This window comes from Terrabacter koreensis (assembly GCF_054783315.1).
This window is the reverse complement of the sequence record NZ_BAAGQU010000004.1, coordinates 647,000-665,467: the sequence shown is the minus strand read 5'-3', so window position 1 is coordinate 665,467 and position 18,468 is coordinate 647,000. Positions and strand designations below refer to the sequence as shown.

The 18,468-nt window shown below is 72.8% G+C and carries 16 protein-coding genes; 9 read left to right on the top strand and 7 right to left on the bottom strand.

Features of this window, described 5'->3' with window-relative positions; genetic code table 11:
* The first annotated feature begins 53 nt into the window (after positions 1–53).
* On the top strand, positions 54–575 hold the full coding sequence (locus tag ACYVNR_RS05820) for a MarR family winged helix-turn-helix transcriptional regulator (protein ID WP_461047211.1): 522 nt from the start codon (positions 54–56) through the stop codon (positions 573–575).
* Between the two features lie 177 nt (positions 576–752).
* Positions 753–1,991 (top strand): AGE family epimerase/isomerase, encoded by a 1,239-nt coding sequence (locus tag ACYVNR_RS05815; RefSeq protein ID WP_461047208.1) that lies wholly within the window; start codon positions 753–755, stop codon positions 1,989–1,991.
* A gap of 3 nt (positions 1,992–1,994) precedes the next feature.
* Here ACYVNR_RS05815 and ACYVNR_RS05810 read toward each other — a convergent pair whose 3' ends face one another.
* The 3 genes from ACYVNR_RS05810 to ACYVNR_RS05800 all read right to left on the bottom strand — a co-directional run bounded on the left by ACYVNR_RS05810 (position 1,995) and on the right by ACYVNR_RS05800 (position 3,978).
* A complete protein-coding gene (locus ACYVNR_RS05810) occupies positions 1,995–3,251 on the bottom strand; it encodes a D-arabinono-1,4-lactone oxidase (protein ID WP_045191951.1) in 1,257 nt (418 codons plus the stop codon).
* Between the two features lie 84 nt (positions 3,252–3,335).
* Entirely contained in the window at positions 3,336–3,662 is a 327-nt protein-coding gene (locus ACYVNR_RS05805; RefSeq protein ID WP_045191952.1) for a hypothetical protein, read from the bottom strand.
* 133 nt (positions 3,663–3,795) lie between these two features.
* Entirely contained in the window at positions 3,796–3,978 is a 183-nt protein-coding gene (locus tag ACYVNR_RS05800; RefSeq protein ID WP_045191953.1) for a hypothetical protein, read from the bottom strand.
* A gap of 73 nt (positions 3,979–4,051) precedes the next feature.
* Here ACYVNR_RS05800 and ACYVNR_RS05795 point away from each other — a divergent pair, with 73 nt between their 5' ends.
* Positions 4,052–4,543 (top strand): MarR family winged helix-turn-helix transcriptional regulator, encoded by a 492-nt coding sequence (locus tag ACYVNR_RS05795; protein ID WP_045191954.1) that lies wholly within the window; start codon positions 4,052–4,054, stop codon positions 4,541–4,543.
* A gap of 83 nt (positions 4,544–4,626) precedes the next feature.
* Here ACYVNR_RS05795 and ACYVNR_RS05790 read toward each other — a convergent pair whose 3' ends face one another.
* Positions 4,627–5,190, bottom strand: coding sequence for an NADPH-dependent FMN reductase (locus tag ACYVNR_RS05790; protein WP_461047205.1), 564 nt, complete (start codon positions 5,188–5,190; stop codon positions 4,627–4,629).
* A 72-nt stretch (positions 5,191–5,262) separates the two neighbouring features.
* On the opposite strand from ACYVNR_RS05790, the gene ACYVNR_RS05785 reads away from it, so the two are divergent.
* Positions 5,263–5,877 (top strand): TetR/AcrR family transcriptional regulator, encoded by a 615-nt coding sequence (locus ACYVNR_RS05785; protein WP_461047203.1) that lies wholly within the window; start codon positions 5,263–5,265, stop codon positions 5,875–5,877.
* Between the two features lie 23 nt (positions 5,878–5,900).
* On the opposite strand, the gene ACYVNR_RS05780 is transcribed toward ACYVNR_RS05785, so the two are convergent.
* Genes ACYVNR_RS05780 through ACYVNR_RS05770 form a run of 3 tightly spaced genes read right to left on the bottom strand, consistent with a single transcriptional unit; the run spans position 5,901 to position 10,059 of the window.
* Entirely contained in the window at positions 5,901–6,758 is an 858-nt protein-coding gene (locus ACYVNR_RS05780; RefSeq protein ID WP_045191956.1) for a class II glutamine amidotransferase, read from the bottom strand.
* Between the two features lie 13 nt (positions 6,759–6,771).
* Positions 6,772–8,493, bottom strand: coding sequence for a thiamine pyrophosphate-dependent enzyme (locus ACYVNR_RS05775; protein ID WP_461047201.1), 1,722 nt, complete (start codon positions 8,491–8,493; stop codon positions 6,772–6,774).
* Positions 8,494–8,505: 12 nt separating this feature from the next.
* Positions 8,506–10,059, bottom strand: coding sequence for an FMN-binding glutamate synthase family protein (locus tag ACYVNR_RS05770; protein WP_461047199.1), 1,554 nt, complete (start codon positions 10,057–10,059; stop codon positions 8,506–8,508).
* Positions 10,060–10,237: 178 nt separating this feature from the next.
* On the opposite strand from ACYVNR_RS05770, the gene lysX reads away from it, so the two are divergent.
* The 5 genes from lysX to ACYVNR_RS05745 all read left to right on the top strand — a co-directional run bounded on the left by lysX (position 10,238) and on the right by ACYVNR_RS05745 (position 18,454).
* Positions 10,238–13,567, top strand: coding sequence for a bifunctional lysylphosphatidylglycerol synthetase/lysine--tRNA ligase LysX (gene lysX, locus ACYVNR_RS05765; RefSeq protein ID WP_461047197.1), 3,330 nt, complete (start codon positions 10,238–10,240; stop codon positions 13,565–13,567).
* The gene (locus ACYVNR_RS05760; RefSeq protein WP_461047195.1) at positions 13,558–14,673 is read left to right on the top strand and encodes an alpha/beta hydrolase; all 1,116 of its coding nucleotides are present in this window, start codon (positions 13,558–13,560) and stop codon (positions 14,671–14,673) included. Before lysX ends, ACYVNR_RS05760 begins: the two co-directional genes overlap by 10 nt.
* The gene (locus ACYVNR_RS05755; protein ID WP_461047193.1) at positions 14,666–15,652 is read left to right on the top strand and encodes an SGNH/GDSL hydrolase family protein; all 987 of its coding nucleotides are present in this window, start codon (positions 14,666–14,668) and stop codon (positions 15,650–15,652) included. The genes ACYVNR_RS05760 and ACYVNR_RS05755 overlap by 8 nt, the downstream gene beginning before the upstream one ends.
* Positions 15,653–15,752: 100 nt before the next feature.
* Positions 15,753–16,769 carry a TIGR03885 family FMN-dependent LLM class oxidoreductase gene (locus ACYVNR_RS05750; protein ID WP_461047192.1) on the top strand — a complete coding sequence of 339 codons (1,017 nt, stop codon included), beginning with the start codon at positions 15,753–15,755 and terminating at the stop codon, positions 16,767–16,769.
* Complete coding sequence (locus ACYVNR_RS05745; RefSeq protein WP_045191961.1) at positions 16,766–18,454, top strand: alpha-amylase family protein; 1,689 nt, start codon at positions 16,766–16,768, stop codon at positions 18,452–18,454. The genes ACYVNR_RS05750 and ACYVNR_RS05745 overlap by 4 nt, the downstream gene beginning before the upstream one ends.
* Positions 18,455–18,468 lie beyond the last annotated feature (14 nt).

Below are 18,468 nucleotides of genomic sequence, written 5' to 3'. Positions count from 1 at the left end.
AGTAGGACTTCCTACTAATGGACGTCAACGCGTCTGCGACCTACGATGGCGCCATGACTGCGGACTCGACGAGTGCCGTCCCCGGCCTGGGCTTCGACCCGATCGCGCGCGCCCGCGAGCAGTGGCTCGAGCAGGGCTGGGACGCCGCCGCCGACGGCATGGCCGCGATCACCTCGCTCATGCGCGCGCACCAGATCGTCCTCGCGCGGGTCGAGGCGACCCTCAAGCCGCTCGACGTGACCTTCGCCCGCTACGAGGTGCTCATGCTGCTGTGGTTCAGCAAGCGGGGGTCGCTGCCGATGAAGGTCATCGGCAGCCGCCTGCAGGTGCACCCCACGAGCGTGACGAACGCCGTCGACCGGCTCGAGGATGCCGGCCTGGTGACGCGCTCGACCCACCCCGAGGACCGCCGCGCCATGCTCGTCTCCCTGACGCCGTCGGGCCGCGAGCTCGCCGAGCGCGCGACCAAGGCGCTCAACACCGAGGTGTTCGAGCAGCCCGACCTCGGGGCCCGCGACGTCCACGCCCTCGTCGACGTGCTGACGCGCCTGCGGCGCGGCGCCGGCGACTTCTGACCCCACGTGGCCACCCGTCCCGTCCCGTCCCGACACCACGCCGGACAACACGACGCCACGCGACGGCACGCGACGGCACGCGACGGCACGCGACGGCACGCGACGGCACGCGACGCCACGCCCGGCTCGTTGGCGGGACCTGCAGCGCCCGAGCCCGGTTCTCGGCAGACTGGGTCCATGGCCGATGCCCCTCCCCCGCCCGCCGACCACCTCGACTGGCTCGACGAGCAGCGACGTCGCATGCGCGCCCTCGTGCGGCGCGCCCAGAACCCCGCCGGCGGCTTCGGCTGGCTCACCGACGACGGCGACCTCGACCCCGACAAGGGCGTCGAGCTGTGGATCACGGCACGGATGACGCACGTGGCCGCGCTCGCGGTGCTCGAGGGCGACTCCGGGTCGGCAGAGCTCGTCGACCACGGCGTCGCGACGTTCATGGAGGGCGGACTGCTGCACGACGCCGAGCACGGCGGCTGGTTCGCCTCGGTGCACCGCGACGGCTCACCCGACATCTCCGATAAGCGTGCCTACGAGCACGCGTTCGTCGTGCTCGCCGCGACCAGCGCGTCGGCGGCGCGCCGCCCCGGCGCGGACGACCTGCTCGACACCGCCCTGCAGACGTTCGAGCAGCGCTTCTGGCGCGAGTCCGACGGCCTCGCCGTCGACGTGTGGGACCGCACGTGGACCGAGCTCGAGGACTACCGCGGGGTCAACGCGAACATGCACTCCCTGGAGGCGCTGCTCGCGGCCTGGGACGTGACGCGCGACCCACGGTGGCTCGGCCATGCGCTGCGCATCACCGAGAACGTCGTGCACGGCTTCGCCCGGTCGTGGAACTACCGGCTGCCCGAGCACTTCGACTCGACCTGGAAGCCGCGTCCCGACTACAACCGCGAGCGCGCGACCGACAAGTTCCGTCCCTTCGGCGTCACCCCCGGCCACCTGCTCGAGTGGGCACGGCTGGCGCTGCACCTGCGTCGCGCCCTGGGCGCCGAGGCGCCGCCGTGGCTGCTCGACGACGCCCGCTCGCTCTTCGACGTCGCGGTGCACGAGGGCTGGCACGTCGACGGCAACGAGGGCTTCGTCTACACCACGGACTTCGAGGGCCACCCGGTCGTGCGTGACCGTCTGCACTGGGTCGTCGCCGAGGCCATCGGGGCTGCCCGCACGCTCGACCTCGCCACGGGAGACCCGACGTATGCCGCGTGGTACGACCGCTGGTGGCAGCACGCGCAGCGCTGGTTCGTCGACGGCGAGCAGGGGTCGTGGAGGCACGAGCTGTCACCCGAGCTCGTCCCGTCGAGCGTTGTGTGGCAAGGACGCCCGGACGTCTACCACGCCTACCAGGCCTGCCTCGTCGGCGCGCTCGGCGAGATCACGTCGTTCGCGGGCGCGCTGCGCGAAGGGGTGCTGTCCTGACCGTCAGCCGATGACGCGGTCGAGCCAGGCGTTGCCGAAGACGCGCTCGGGGTCGACCCGGTCGCGCAGGGCGCGGAAGTCGCCCATCCGCGGGTAGAGCGGTGCGATGGCGTCGGACCCCGCGACGAAGCACTTGCCCCAGTGCGGGCGCGCACCCAACGGCAGCAGCGCCTCCTCGATCGCGGGCAGGACGGCATACACCCGCTCCTCGTCGCGCACCCACGTGAAGTGCACCCCGAGCACGTCGTGACCGTAGGAGCTGCTCAGCCAGTGCTCGTCGGCGGCGACGGTGCGCAGCTCGCACACCTGCAGCACCTGCGCCAGGCGCGGGCCCAGCGCACGCAGCCGCTCGACCGCGGCCAGGGCCTCGGCGCGGGGCAGCAGGTACTCGCTCTGCAGCTCCTCGCCGCGGCTCGGCGTGAACTCCATGCGGAAGTGCGGCAGCCGGTGGAGCCACGGGCCGAACACGCCGCCCTGCTCGGTGACGGACTCGGTGGGCGCCCCCTCCAGCATGTGCAGCGTGCGCGCGGCCGGCTGCGCCCCGTGCAGGTCGAGCGGCGCCTCGTCGACCCGGCTCTTGCGCCAGACCTGCTCGATGCCGGCGTCGGTCCACCGCGTGAACAGGCTGACGCTGTAGGCACTTCGGGTGACCTCTTCGATGTTCTCCACGAGGGACTCCCAGCCCAGTCCGGTGTAGACGTCCTGGCGCACGTCGTAGGTGGGCTCGATGTCGAGGGTGAGTGCGGTGACCACCCCGAGGGCGCCAAGCGACACGATGCTGCCCGGGTGGTCGGCGTCGCCGCGGCTGACGGTGCGCACCTCGCCGTCGGGCCCGACGATGTCGATGGACGCGACCGCCGTTGCGAGAGAACCGTTCTCGATGCCGGACCCGTGGGTGCCCGTCGCGACTGCACCGGCCACCGAGATGTGGGGCAGCGATGCGAGGTTGCCGAGCGCCCAGCCCGCCGCATGAAGCTGCGTGGCGACGTCGCCGTATGCCGCCCGCCCGGTCACGCGGGCCGTGCGGGTCGCCGGGTCGACCTCCACCGTGGTCGGCAGGTCGGTCAGCGACACCAGCACCCCGTCGTCGACGTCGGTGATGTCGGTGAGGTCGGTGAACGAGTGGCGCGACCCCAGGGCGCGCACGCGCGGCGCCGCGGCGACGAGCTCCTGGAGGTGCTCGACCGAGCGCACTCGCTCGATGCGCGAACGGTAGGTGTGGTTGCCGGCCCAGTTCTTCTCCGCCGTCACGTCCGTCATGGGCCCAGTCTGGCAAGGGCCCCCACCCGGGCTCGACGAGCAGGCGCCGCGGCCGCGTGGCCGGGCGTTCGCCGCGCGCCGCGGCTAGTGGCGGCGTCGGTGCGAGCGGTCCTGGTGCAGCTCGGGGTGCACGTCCTCGGGCAGCTCCTCGGGCTCGGCCCCCTCGCCGGGTGTCGCCACGCCCCAGCCCTCGGGGCTGATCGTGTCGACGGGCGGGTTGCCGACGAGGTGCGAGCGTTCCGCGCCCTCGGGGTGGTCGCGACGTTCCTGCTCCGTGCGGTCGCGATGCGAGTTCATGGAGTCCATCGAGTCACCCTTGCGACCGGCGCGTCGCGGCTCGACCATGATGAAGCCGATGACGAGGATGACGATGACACCGAACAGGACGAAGATTCCTACGCGATCACCCATGGCACCTCCCGGAAGCGGTCCGATGCTCTCGACGGTACTCCCGTAGGGGGCCGGCGAGGAGCCCATGCGCGGAACCGCTTCCGCGGGTGCATCTCGGCGCTCGGAGGTCGGCGCCGTCGTGAAACGTCGGCGGTCAGCGCTGCTCGCGGGCGGCCTCGGCCGCCGCCACCCGGGCCTCACGCTCACGCGCGAGGCGGGTCTTGGGGTCGTTGCCCTCGCCCAGCTGGGCCGGACCGAAGATCGTCAGGCCGATCATGCGCAGCCGGTAGCCGATGCGGTATCCGACGGACAGTCCCTTGGACTTCGAACGCGCCACGCGCTGCCTCCATAGTTAGTGTGCTAACTGTTAGTGTACAGGCAAACGCGTACCGCTCCGACGACGAGGTGAGATGACCCCGCCCACCGCCACCCGACGCGACGACCTCGCACAGCCGACCGACGGTCCACCCGATGACCTCCTGCGCCTGGACCAGCAGGTGTGCTTCGCCCTCGCCGTCGCCGCCCGGAACGTCATCGGCCTCTACCGCCCGGTGCTCGAACCGCTCGGACTGACCCACCCGCAGTACCTCGTGATGCTCGCGCTCTGGGAGCGGTCGCCACTGACGCTCCGCGAGATCAGCCGCCTGCTCAGCCTCGAGCCCGCCACCTTGTCACCGCTGCTCAAACGGCTCGAGGCCGCCGGGCTCGTCACCCGCGACCGCCACCCGGAGGACGACCGGGCCCTCGCCATCACCCTCACGCAGCGCGGACGCAGGCTGCGCACCAAGGCCCTTCAGGTGCCACCCCAGATCGTCGAGACGCTGGGCATGGACCTCGCCGAGCTGGAGGCGCTGCACGGGGCGCTGACCCGCGTCATCGCCGCCACCACTCCGCCGGGCTGACGACAGCAGGGCCCCGCCGGTTTCGGCGGGGCCCTGCTGCGTCAGAGCGACGCGGAGAGTCGAGGGGTAGCGAGGGCTGGGGCTCAGGCGGCCTTGACCTGGTGGTCGACGAGAGCGCCGAGCGCGGCGCGCAGACGGCCGAAGACCTGCGGGTCGCCGAGCACGTCGGTGTCGATGGTCGACTGCGAGACGACGACCTCGTCGAGCACGACGGCACCCGCGATGCCGGCCGAGCGACGCGCGTCCTCGTGGGCCCACTTGCCGCCGTAGGGCGTCGGCGTCGCGCCGATGACGGCGAAGGGCTTGCCGGCGATGGCGCCCTGGCCGAAGGGACGCGAGAGCCAGTCGATGGCGTTGTTGAGCACGGCCGGCATGGTGCCGTTGTACTCGGGCGTCACCGCGAGCACGCGGTCGGCGCCGGCGACGGTCGCACGCAGCGCGGCCGCCGCGTCCGGGACGTTCTCGCCGTCGACGTCCTCGTTGTAGAACGGCAGCGCGGCGAGACCGTCGACGATCTCGACCTCGACGCCCGCGGGCGCCTGGTCGCGCAGGCTCTCGGCGATGCGGCGGTTCACGGAGTCGGCGCGAAGGCTGCCGACGAGGACGGCGACGCGGGTGGGGGTGCTGGGGCTGGGGGTGGAAGTCATGGAGACCTAAACGGACTGTGGTCCGCTTCTATTCCGAGCCCGTCCTGCAGCCACCCGCCTAGGATCACGTCCGTGTCCACGGAGCCGTCGGTCGAGCGAACCACGTTCGAGCTGCACGCCCATCCGGAGCGTCCCGAGCGACGCGACGCAGCGCGCAACCGCGAGCTGCTCCTCGACGCCGCCCATCGGCTCGTCGACCGCGACGGGGTCGAGGCCGTGACGATGGATGCCGTCGCCGCCGAGGCCGGGGTGGGCAAGGGCACGGTCTTCCGCCGTTTCGGCAGTCGCGCCGGCCTGATGACGGCCCTGCTCGACCACGCCGAGGCACGCTGGCAGGGCCGGGTCATCTCGGGCCCGCCTCCGCTCGGCCCGGGCGCCCCTCCTCTCGAGCGGCTGCTCGCCTTCGGCGCCTCCCGTCTCGACCGCACCATCACGAGCGCCGACCTCATGGTCGCCGCGGCCGGCCGACACGGGCGCTCCGGTCCCGCCGTCGCGTTCTGGACCGTGCACGTGCGTCACCTGCTCACCGAGCTCGGCGTGACCGGCGACCTTCCACTGCTCGCCATGGCCCTGCTCGCCCCGCTCGACGTGACGATCGTGGGCCAGCAGCTCGAGGCCGGCGTCAGCCGCGAGCGCATCCTCGCCGCCTGGACCGACCTCGTGGGGCGCGTCGTCGCGGGCTGCTGACCGACCCCCACCGGACGGTTCGGTCACCCACCCGTCGGACGTTGGGACGCGGCTGCCGCACCGAGGTCCTGCAGGGTCAGCGCGTGCCGCGGCTCGTCGTCGATGACGGGCCGCTCGGTCACGCCGAGGTGCTCGTCCACGCTGAGCAGCACCCCGGGCTCGAGCATGCGCCACCGGTCGTCGTCGTCGAGGCGCTCGCTCGCCACGACGACGGCAGGGGCGTCCGACAGCTCGTGGGACACGACGCGGGTGCCGGCGGCCGACCGGTGGTCGAGCCGACCCCGTGGCTCGTGGCGTTCGAGCACCCACAGCGCGTGCGTGGCCGGGTAGCGCACCGCCCACAGACGGTGCGGCATCGTCAGGACGACGTTGACGGCATACACGGGCAGCTCTGCCGCGACCCATCGCAGCGCCGCGGTCACGCCCGCCGCGACGTCGCCACCGGCAGCCTCGGTCTCGCGCGTGACGAGGGCGAAGAGCCGCTCCGAGTCGGTGTCGCCCAGGACCCGTCGCCGGTCGTCGCCGAGGTGCCGGTCCAACACGTCGAGCCCCTCGACGACGCCGTTGTGCGCGAAGAGCCGGCCGTCCAGCTCGAACGGGTGGGTGTTCTCGGGACGCACCGCGGCACCCGAGGAGTGGCGCACGTGGGCCACGAACGTCGCGCTCGTGCGGGCACGCGCCTCACGGGCGAAGGCGGTGTCGTCCCAGGCCGCGAGCGCCTGCTTCTCGACGACAGCGCGCCCCTGCTCGTCGAAGGTGCCGAGTCCCGTCCCGTCGGGGTTGGCGTGCGACTGCGCGGACAGGCTGTCCGGGGCGTCGAGCAGCCAGAAGGTGGCCCGGACGCGGGTGCGCCCCGCGGTGAGACCGAAGAGACGGCACACGCCCGGCGCCCGGTCAGCGGCTCTCGAGGGCCTCGCGCGACTTCGCGATCGCGAAGCCCCAGCCCTGCGCGAGCGTCGGCTTGGGCGGCACCGCCACCTCGTCGGGGTTGGTCACGACGTCGAGCAGCACCGGGCCGGCGGTCGCCAGCGCCCACCCCACCGCGTCGTCGAGCTCCTCGGCGTCGGTGACCCGTCGAGCGGCGAGACCCATGGCCGTGGCGACGGCGGCGAGGTCGGGGTTGTCGAGCTCGGTGCCGAACTCGGGCAGCCCGCCCTGCTCCTGCTCGAGCTTGACCATGCCGAGGCGGCCGTTGTCGAACACGACGACCTTGACGGGCAGCTCGTGCGTCACCGCCGTGCGCAGGTCGCCGAGCAGCATCATGAGCCCGCCGTCACCCGAGAACGAGACGACGGGCCTGGTGCGGTCCAGGGCCTGCGCGCCGAGCGCCATCGGCAGGGCGTTGGCCATCGAGCCGAGGTTGTAGGAGCCGACGAGCCGCCGGGTGCCCCGCATCGTGACGAAGCGGGAGAGCCACGCGGTCGACATCCCGGTGTCGCTCGTGAAGATCGTCGTGTCCGGCGCCAGTCGGTCGACGGCCGCGGCCAGCGCCTCGGGGCGGATCCGCACGTCGGGGTTGTCGAACACCGCCCTGGCCCGGCCGAGCAGGGAGGAGTCGTGGTCGGGGTCGAGCAGCGCCCGCTGCCGCTCGTGCCAGGAGCGGTACGCCTTCACCGCCGTGTCGAGGTGCGCCCGGTCGTCGCGTCGCGACAGCAACGGGAGCAGCGCCTCGAGCGTCGCCTTCGCGTCTCCGACGAGCGCGTGGCCGACCGGGGTGCGGCGACCGATGTGCTCACCACGCGAGTCGACCTGGACCACGACCTTCCCGGTCGGGTACCAGTCGCGGTAGGGGAAGTCGGTGCCGAGCAGGACGAGCACGTCACAGGAGTCCATCGCCTTGGCGGCGGCCGGGTTGCCGATGAGGCCCGACTGGCCCACCTCGAAGGGGTTGTCGCGCTCCAGCCCCTCCTTCGCCTTGAGGGTGAGCACCATCGGCGCGGCGAGCACGTCGGCCAGCTCGAGCACCTGGGCGCGAGCCTCCCGGGCACCGGACCCGACGAGCAGGGTGACGGCGCCGTCGCCGCCGAGCAGGTCCGCGACACCGCGTACGGCGTCGGCGGGCGCGGCGGCCGCGACGGGCGTGGGCGCGAAGACGGGCGTCGTCGCGTGCTTCGGCACGTCGAGGTCGCCGACGTCCCCCGGCACCGTGAGCACCGCGACCCCGCGCTGCGCGTACGCGGCGTTGACGGCCTGCTCGAGCAGGTGCGGCAGCTGCGCCGGGGCGCTGAGGGTGTGGGCCCACACGCTGACGTCGGCGAAGAGCGTGTCGTTGTCGACCTCCTGGAAGAAGTCGGTGCCGATCTCGGGGCTGGGCACCTGTCCGCAGATCGCCAGCACCGGCGCGTGCGACTTCTTCGCGTCGTAGAGCCCGTTGAGCAGGTGGATCGATCCCGGCCCGACGGTGCCCATGCACACGCCGATGGTGCCCGTGAGCTGGGCCTGGGCGCTGACGGCGAAGGCGGCGACCTCCTCGTGGCGCACCCCGATCCACTCGACCCGGTCGTCCCGGCGAATGGCGTCGGTGAGCGGGTTGAGGGCGTCTCCGACGACGCCCCAGACCTGGCGCACGCCGGCGTCCGCGAGGGCGGTGACGATGTGCTCGGCGACAGTGGTCATGAGGGTCCTTCCTCAGAGGTGGCTCGGTGAGGCGTGCGGTGCGAAGCGGTCGGGCGTGGCGACGCTCCAGTCGGCGACCCAGTCCCGTGGCGGTTCGGCGAGCAGCTGCCCCGGCTCGAGCCACTCGTAGAGCTCGGCGTACGAGAGTGTCGTCGTCGCGCTGACGTTGCGGCGCAGGTGGTGCGGGTTCAGCTGCGACGGGTCGGTGACCCCCAGGGCGGCCATGATCTTCGTGGCCGAGGCGACCGTGGCCTCCTGGTAGCGCTGGACGCGCACGCTCTTGTCGCCGACGTCGAGCGCCCTTGCGCGGCGGGCGTTCTGGGTGGCGACACCACTCGGGCACTTGTCGGTGTGGCAGCGCTGGGCCTGGATGCAGCCGGCCGCCATCATCATCGCGCGGGCGGCGTTCGTGTAGTCCGCGCCCTGGACCAGCCGCTTGACGATGTCGTTGCCCGCAGCGACCTTGCCGCTCGCGCCGATCCGGATGCGGTCGCGCAGTCCGACACCGACGAGCGCGTTGTGCAGCGTCATGAGGCCGTGCGTGAGGGGCATGCCGACGTGGTCCTCGAACTCCAGCGGAGCCGCGCCTGTGCCTCCCTCGGAGCCGTCGACGACGATGAAGTCCGGCGCCGTACCGACCTCGAGCATCGCCTTGCAGATCGAGAGCACGTCGACGCGCGAGCCGACGCACAGCTTGAAGCCGGTGGGCTTGCCGCCCGCGAGCTCACGCATCCGGCCGATGAACTCGACGAGCTCGACGGGTGTGTGGAAGACGCGGTGCGACGACGGGCTGACACACTTCTCCCCCTGCGGCACCTGCCGGATGTCGGCGATCTCCTTCGTCACCTTCGCGGCAGGCAGCACGCCGCCGATGCCGGGCTTCGCGCCCTGGCTCAGCTTGAGCGAGACGCACTTGACGGCGTCGTGGGCAGCCTTCTCGCGGAAGGAGTCCGGGTCGAAGTCGCCGTCCTTCGTGCGAGCCCCGAAGTAGCCGGTGCCGATCTCCCACACGATGTCTCCACCGTTCTCGAGGTGGTAGGGCGAGAGACCGCCCTCGCCGGTGTCGTGCGCGAAACCACCCAGTGCGGCGCCCTTGTTGAGGGCACGGATCGCGTTGGCCGACAGGGCCCCGAAGCTCATCGCCGACACGTTGAGCAACGCCATGGCGTACGGCTTCGAGCAGTCGGGACCGCCCACCACGACACGGGCCGGGTGCTCCGGCGGGTCGGTCGGGGCCACGGAGTGGACGAGGTACTCGTAGCCGACCTCGTCGACGTCGAGCTCGGTGCCGAAGGGCCTCTCCCCGTGGATGCCCTTGGCCCGCTCGTAGATGACCGAGCGCGTGTCACGGTCGAACGGCCTGCCGTCCCAGTCGCGCTCGATGAAGTACTGCTGCAGCTCGGGCCGGATCCCCTCGAGGAGGTAGCGCAGGTGCCCGATGACCGGGTATCGGCGCAGGATCGTGTGCTTCTTCTGCAGGAGGTCCCACGAGCCGAGCGCGACGATGCCGGCTCCCAGACCTCCCGCGACCGCGCCGAGGCCGTTGACGCGCTTGCCACCGGGCATGGGAACTCCTTCACCGTCGCTGCCGAGGCCGTCCCGTGCGAGAACACAGGTCCGCTCCTTGGCGATACCCACCACCGCACCCGAGCAACCTGAGCGTTTGCTGCACGCCGCGCGTCGCACAGGAGACGTCCAGCGACCGTCCAGCGAGCGCGGAGCCGGGCACGGGATCCTCGGCCGCATGGGCACCCGTCAGTCGGGGCCGCCGGCTCCCCACCGTTCCGCACGCCTGCTCACCGCCGTCCACGCGGCAGCCACGCTCGTCGCCCTGGTGCTGACCCTCGTGGCCCGCCGCCGCCCCGGACCGGTGGCCGGCGAGGACCTCTTCGGCCTGTTCAACGTCCCCGTGGCACGCACCTTCGTCTCCGTCGTGGTGCTCGCGCTGGTCACGCGAGCCCTTCTGGGGCGCAAACGAATCGGGCTCTGGCTTGTCGCCCTCTTCCAGGTGCTCGGCCTCTACGTCGGGGTGGTCGCGCTCGTGCCTGCCGCCCGCCTCCCGCTCGTCCGGATGTGGGAGAGCCGCGGCGACCTGGGCAGGGGCCTCGACATCGCCTCGATGGTCGTGGCCGTCGCCGCCCTCTGGTGGCTGCGCCGCATCCGTGAGGCGTTCACCGGCCGGCTGCAGCGTGGGTCGTGGTGGGTGGCCCTGGCGGCGCTGGGGGTGGGCAGCGCCGTCACGGTCGCTCTGGCGTGGGCCCTGCTCGGAGTGGTCGGAGCACCCCGCTCCGAGGTCGATGCCATCGTCGGCACCGTGCTCGCCGCCTTCGGCGGGGTGACGCGCCGCGCCCTCGTCGGCGTGCCCGAATGGGTCGTCGAGGCCGTGGCGGCCTGCGCCGGCCTCACCATCCTCACGACCGTCGCCCTGTTCCTGGCGTCGGCCAGACCAGGCAGCCGGTGGTCGCCCGACCGCGAGATCGCCCTCCGGCGCCTGCTCGCGCGGCACGGCGCCGACGACTCGCTCGGCTACTTCGCCACGCGCCGCGACAAGGCCTCCGTCTTCTCGCCCGACGGCCGCGCGGCGGTGACCTACCGGGTGCTCGCGGGTGTGTCGCTGGCCTCGTCCGACCCCGTCGGCGACCCGGACAGCTGGCGCGCGGCGATCGAGGCCTGGCGCGCCGAGGCGCGCGAGTTCGGCTGGGTCCCGGCGGTGCTGGGCACGAGCGAGCGCGGCGCACGGGCGTATGCCGCATCGGGCGGGATGCGTGTGCTGCGGCTCGGCGACGAGGCGGTGCTCGACCCGGCCCGGTTCGACCTGCGCCGGGCCTCCCTGTCCCCGGTCCGTCACGCCGCGACGCGCGCGGCCCGGGCGGGGGTCACCGTGCAGGTGCGTCGCCAGCGCGACCTGGCGCGGGACGAGCTGGCCCACGTGGTCGCGCGCATCGACGACTGGCGCCACGGTGAGACCGAGCGCGGCTTCTCGATGGCCCTCGGTCGCCGGGGTGACCCGTCCGACGGGGACGTCCTGCTCGTGACGGCCCACCTGGCCGGGCGGGCGGGCCCGGCGCTCGTCGGCGTGCTCGGCCTCGTGCCGTGGGGCCGCCGCGGCGTCTCGCTCGACGTCATGCGCCGGTCACCCGAGGCCCCGAACGGTGTCACCGAGCTCATGGTGAGCGAGCTGCTCGACCGGGCGTCGCAGCTCGGGCTGCGGCGGGTCTCGCTCAACTTCTGCATGTTCCGCGCCGTCTTCGAGGACGCCGAGCGCCTCGGCTCGGGCTCCCTCACCCGGGTCGGCGCCTCGGTGCTGGGACGGCTCGACCGCTTCTGGCAGCTCGAGCGTCTCTACCGATCCAACGAGAAGTTCGAGCCCGCGTGGGAGCCCCGTTTCCTCTGCTACGACGACGCGGTGTCGCTGCCGCAGGTCGCCGTGGCGGCCGCGGCCGTCGAGGGCTTCGTGCCGTGGCCGGGCCCTCGAGGCACCGGCGGCTCACTGGACCCCGAGCACCTGGCGGAGCTGGACGAGGTCGCCGCCGAGACCCTTGCGCCGGACCCCGCCGCGTTGGGCCCCCGACGCACCGACCAGTTCCGGCACCGCGCGGCGACCCTCGACCGGATGCGTGCCGCCGGGCTGGACGCCTACCCGGTCGCGGCGGCCGGCCCCACCACGTCCGTCGGCGCCCTGCCACCCGGCGCCTGGCAGCAGCCGACCCGGCTCTCGGTGGTGGGCCGGGTGCGTGACCTGCGCGACCACGGCGGCGTGGTCTTCCTCCACCTCGTCGAGGGCCGGGACGGGCTCCAGGTCCTGCTCGATGCGGCGGTCATCGGCCGTCGCTGTCTCGACCAGCTCACGGCGGTCGTCGACGTCGGCGACCTCGTGCGCGTCGACGGGGTCACCGGGCGGTCGCGAGCCGGCACCCCCAGCCTGCTCGCCGACGGCTGGCGCATGGAGGCGAAGTCCCTGCACCCCGTGCCGTTCCGCTCGTTCGACGACCCGACCGCCCGCGCGCGCCAGCGGTCGACCGACCTGCTCACGCACCCCGAAGGGCTCGATCTGCTCCGCCAGCGGTCAGCCGTCGTCGGGTCGCTCCGCCGCACGCTCAGCGGCGACGGCTACCTGGAGGTGGAGACGCCGATGCTCCACACGGTGCACGGCGGCGCGACCGCGCGTCCCTTCCGGACGTTCATCAACGCGTACGGCGTCGACCTCTCGCTGCGCATCGCCCCCGAGCTCTACCTCAAGCGGCTGCTCGTCGCGGGGCTCGGGCCCGTCTTCGAGCTGGGCCGCAACTTCCGCAACGAGGGGGCCGACGCGACGCACAACCCCGAGTTCACCTCTCTCGAGGTCTACCGGCCGCACGCCGACTACACCACGATGCGCCGCCTCACGGAACGGCTCGTCAAGGAGGCGGCCCGGACCCTCCACGGCCGTGAGGCCCTGCCCCTTCCGCGAGCCGACGAGCTGCGCACGGGCCCAGGCGCCGCCGAGCTCGTCGACGTGAGCGGACCCTGGCGGGTCGTGCCCGTGCTGACCGCCGTCTCCGAGGCCGTCGGTCGGCCGGTCTCGCTGGAGACCGACATGGACGAGCTGCTCCGGCTCGCCGACGTGCACGGCGTCCGGGTGCGCCCCGACATGGGTGCGGGCGCCGTCCTCGAGGAGCTCTACGCGACGCTCGTCGAGCCCCGCACGGTGCGGCCGACGTTCTACACGGACTTCCCGGTCGAGACCTCACCGCTCGCTCACCCTCACCGCTCCGAGCCGGGACTGGCCGAGCGCTGGGACCTCGTCGTCGCCGGCATGGAGATCGGCACGGCCTACAGCGAGCTCACCGACCCCGTCGACCAGCGAGCCCGGCTGACCGAGCAGTCCCTCAAGGCCGCTGCCGGCGACCCCGAGGCGATGGAGGTCGACGAGGACTTCCTGCTCGCCCTCGAGCTCGGGATGCCACCCAGCGGGGGGCTCGGCATCGGCGTCGACCGGCTCGTCATGCTGCTGACCAACACCCCGATCCGCTCGATCCTCACCTTCCCCTTCATCCGGCCCCTGGCGGACCACCGGAGTCCCTCGTGGAGCTGACCGACACGAGCCTCGTCGTCGTCCTCGCCGTGCTGGCACTGGCACTCTTCGGAGTGGTCGTCGCCGGTGTCCCCCACATCGGGCGTCCGCCGGTCCGGCTGGCAGTGCGCGCCGCCCAGGTGCTGCTGCTCAACGTGCTCGTCGTCGCCCTGTGCGGCGCGGCCCTCAACGACCAGTACTTCTTCTACTCGAGCTGGGGCGACCTCTTCGGGAGCCGGTCGCCGGCCCTGGACGTGCACCACGGCGGCACGCCGCGCGAGGCGGTCGTGGCATCGGTGAAGGGACCGGGTCTGCGCGGGGTGAGGACGCCCGTGACCCTGCCACCGCTGCCCCAGCCCGGTTCCCGGCTGCAGACCTACACCGTCGTCGCCGGGCGCTCCCACGCCGAGGGCCAGGTGTACGTCCACCTCCCCGTCGGCTACGACCCCCGATCGAGTCGCACCTACCCCGTCATCGTCGGCCTGCACGGCTTTCCCAGCGGCCCGAAGAGCTTCCTCCGGCTCGGCTTCCTCTCCGACATCGACACGCTCACCCTCGAGCACCGGATGCCCCCGTCCATCGTCGTCGTGCCCCGCATCGACACCCCCGCCGGGCTCGACACCGAGTGCGTCGACGGCGCGCCGGGCCAGCCGCAGACCGACACGTGGCTCGCCCGCGACATCCCCGCCTGGACGGTCCGCCACTTCCGGGTCGAACGGGCGCGATCCGGTTGGGCGACCATCGGCTACTCCTACGGGGCGTGGTGCGCCGCCTCGGTCTCGATGCGCCATCCCGACGTCTTCGGCGCGGCCATCGTGCTGCTCGGCTACTTCCGGCCCGACTTCTCCCGCGCCTACGACCCCCTGACGAGTCGCACCCAGCGTGCCTACGACCTCGTCGCCATGGCGCGGACCGATCCCCCACCCCTGGCGATGTGGGTGCTCACGTCGCGCGAGGACCAGCTCTCCTACCCGAGCACCTCGAGCTTCCTCAGCGCAGCCCGCGCGCCGCTCGACGTCGCCGGCACCGTGCTCGCCCACGGGGGCCACCGCGACGGCGTGTTCAGCCCCTACATCCCGGCCGCCCTCACGTGGCTGGCCCAGACGCTGCCGGGCTTCCGTGCCTGACAAGCGGCCGCGTATGCCGTCAGGTGCGTCCGCGGAACGGTCGGCTCGGTGGTCGGCGCGGACGGGCAGCCCCCGCCCGCACCACGTCGTCGCAGCCGTCCTCGGGCTCGTCGTCCTCGTCGCGCTGGTCGTCACCGGCGTCGTGCCCGGCACGGGACCCGGGCCCGGCTCGGGCGCCGCCGGCGTGGGCGCGAGGGCGAGCGCGACGGGTGCGTCCGGCGGGGCCGGCGGGACGGCATACGCCAGCTCTCGCCCCTCCCCCACGCCACCGGGACCGCTGACGGTCGTCGGTCTCGGCGACTCCGTGCCGTCCGCCGACACGTGCGGCTGCACCGGCTACGTCGAGCAGGTCGGCACCCAGCTGGAACGCCTCACGCAGCGGCCCTGGGTGGTGCACAACGACGCGACCGGCGGCTGGACGACGACCGACGTCGCCGACGACCTGCTCACCTCCCCGACGCGGGAGCACCTGGCCGGCGCCGACCTCGTCATGGTGCAGGTGGGCGCCAACGACTTCGACCTCGGCGGCGTGGCCGACAAGGCGTGCCTGCCCGCGGCCACCTCCGACTGCTGGTCGGCGACGCTCGCCGGCCTGCGCGACGGGCTGACCCGGATCATCCACGACGTGAGGCTGGTCGACACCCGTCCCGACCTGCGCATCGCGGTGCTCGGCTACTGGAACGTGACGCTCGACGGCGCCGTCGGCCGCGCCCTCGGCTCCGACTTCGTGCTCGGCAGCGACGCGCTCACGCGCCTCGTCAACTCGACCGTCGCGCAGGTGGCGGCGGGCACCGGCGCGGTCTACGTCGACGCCTACACGCCGCTCAAGGGCGAGTCGGGCCAGCGTGACCCGACCGGCGACCTGCTCGGGGACGGCGACCACCCGAACGCCACCGGCCACACGCTGCTGCGGACCGCCGTGATCGACAGCCTGGCCGACGACGGGGCGGTCACGGTCTGGCGTGGCCTGCCGCGGTGAACCTCCGGACATACCCGTTTCGACGAGACCCTAACTCGCACAAGCGCACCCACGGCTCGACCGTTGACGACGGGGCCGAGGTGCGGTTGCGTGGGTAGGCATGACGGTCATCGGATTCCACTGCTCGCACGAGCAGATCGCCCCGGCGCAGCTGCTGCGCGACGTCCAGGCGGCCGAGGCCGCCGGGTTCACGGCCGGCATGTCGTCGGACCACCTCGTGCCCTGGAGCACCCGGCAGGGCGAGTCCGGCTACGCGTGGAGCTGGCTCGGCGCGGCCCTCGCCACCACGACCCTGCCGTTCGGGGTGGTCAACGCACCCGGGCAGCGCTACCACCCCGCCGTCGTGGCGCAGTCGATCGCGACCCTCGGGCAGATGTTCCCCGGCCGATTCTGGGCGGCCCTCGGCTCGGGCGAGGCCGCCAACGAGCGGGTCACCGGAGCCGAGTGGCCCCGCAAGGAGGTCCGCGACGCCCGGCTCGTCGAGTGCGTCGACGTCATCCGGCGGCTGCTGCACGGCGAGGAGGTGAGCCACGACGGGCTGGTGACGGTGAACCGCGGCCGCCTGTGGACCCTGCCCGATCCGGTGCCAGACCTCGTGGGCCCGGCGGTCACGCCCGAGACGGCGGCCCGACACGCTGCCTGGGCCGACGGCCTCATCACCGTCAACCAGCCGAGCGACACCCTGCGACGGGTGCTCGCCGCCTACCGGGACGCCGGTGGCCGGGGCCCAGCGCGCCTCCAGATCCACCTCAGCTGGGCGCCCACGGAGGACGAGGCCCTCGCCACCGCCCACGACCAGTGGCGCAGCAACGTGCTGGGACCACCGGTCGCCTGGGACACCGAGAGCGTCGAGGCGTTCGACCTCATCGGCGAGCTCGTGCCGCCCGAGAAGGTGCGCGAGTCGGTGCTCGTCTCGGCCGACCTCGCCCAGCACGCACAGTGGCTTCACGAGTACGTCGAGATGGGCTGGGACGAGCTCTACCTCCACTTCGTCGGCCAGCACCAGGCGCCGTTCATCGACGCCTTTGCCGAGCACGTGCTGCCGCAGCTGGAGCCGAGCAGGCCTGCGCCGACCGCGGTTCCCAGCCTCGAGGTCAGGCAGGGGGCATCGCGATGAGGGTCAGCGACACCGGCGACCTCTGGTGGAAGAACGCCGTCCTCTACTGCGCCGACGTCGAGACCTTCCACGACTCCGACGGCGACGGCGTGGGCGACCTGCGCGGCATGACCGACCACATCGAGTACCTCGCCGACCTCGGCGTCACCTGCCTCTGGCTCATGCCCTTCTATCCCACCGCCCGCAAGGACGACGGCTACGACATCACCGACTTCTTCGGGGTCGACCCGAGGCTGGGCACCCTGGGCGACTTCGTCGAGCTCGTCCGCACGGCCCGGGCCCACGGCATACGCGTCATCGTCGACTTCGTCATGAACCACACGTCCGACAAGCACCCGTGGTTCAGGTCGGCGCGCCGCAGCCGCGAGGACCCCTACCGCGACTACTACGTCTGGAGCCGCACCAAGCCCAGGTCGAGCAAGAAGGACGTCGTCTTCCCCGACCAGGAGGACAGCATCTGGGAACGCGACGAGAAGACCGGCGACTACTACCTCCACCACTTCTACAAGCACCAGCCCGACCTCAACGTCGCCAATCCGGCTGTGCAGGAAGAGATCTCGCGCACCCTTGGCTTCTGGCTCGAGCTCGGGGTGTCCGGCTTCCGCGTGGACGCGGTGCCCTTCCTCTTCGCGCGCGACGGTGTGCCGGGCGTCGACGACGCCGACCAGGAGGCCTTCAACCCCGACCGCTACCTCGGCGACGTGCGCTCCTTCGTGACCCGACGGGTGGGCGACGCGGTGCTGCTCGGCGAGGTGAACCTGCCCTACCCGGAGCAGCGGCGCTTCTTCGGCGGCGACGACGGCGACGGGCTCAACATGCAGTTCGACTTCATCGGGATGCAGCGGATGTACCTCTCGCTGGCCCGCGGCGAGGCGGCCCCGCTCGCGGACGCGCTGCGCGAGCGACCGGCTCTCGACGTGACGAGCCAGTGGGCCAGCTTCGTGCGCAACCACGACGAGCTCACCCTCGACAAGCTGACCACGTCCGAGCGCCGCGAGGTCTTCGACGCCTTCGGGCCCGACCCCGGCATGCAGCTCTACGACCGCGGGCTGCGACGGCGGCTGCCCCCGATGGTCGGTGGCGACGAGCGGCGCCTGCGCCTCGTCTACTCGCTGATGTTCTCGCTGCCCGGGACCCCCGTGCTCTTCTACGGCGAGGAGATCGGCATGGGCGAGAACCTCGACATCCCCGGCCGTCTCGCGGTGCGCAGTCCGATGCAGTGGAACAGGGGACCGAGCGGCGGGTTCTCCACGGCCCCCGCCCGCCGGCTCACCCGCCCCATGCCCGACGGCCTCTTCGGCCCGGACCACGTCAACGTCGCCGACCAGCGCCGCGACGCCGGGTCGCTGTGGTGGTTCATCCGCGGGCTGGTGCGGCGCTACCGGCAGCTGCCGCAGAGCGGCTGGGCCGCGGTGGAGGTGCTCGAGCACCCCGTGGCCTCGACCCTGGCCCACCTGAGCCGCACGGACGACTGGGCCATGGTCGGTCTCCACAACTTCGGCCCGGACGGCGCCGTGGTCCCCCTGACCCTGCCCGACGTGGCGCCGGGGTCCCGGCTCATCGACGTCCTCGACGAGCGCCGCGAGACCGAGGTCGGGGCGGGCGGAGCCGTCGAGCTCGACATCGAGCCGTACGGGTACCGGTGGCTGCTCGTCGTCGCGGAAGGCCAGGACCCCGGGATCTGAGGGCAGCGCCGTCA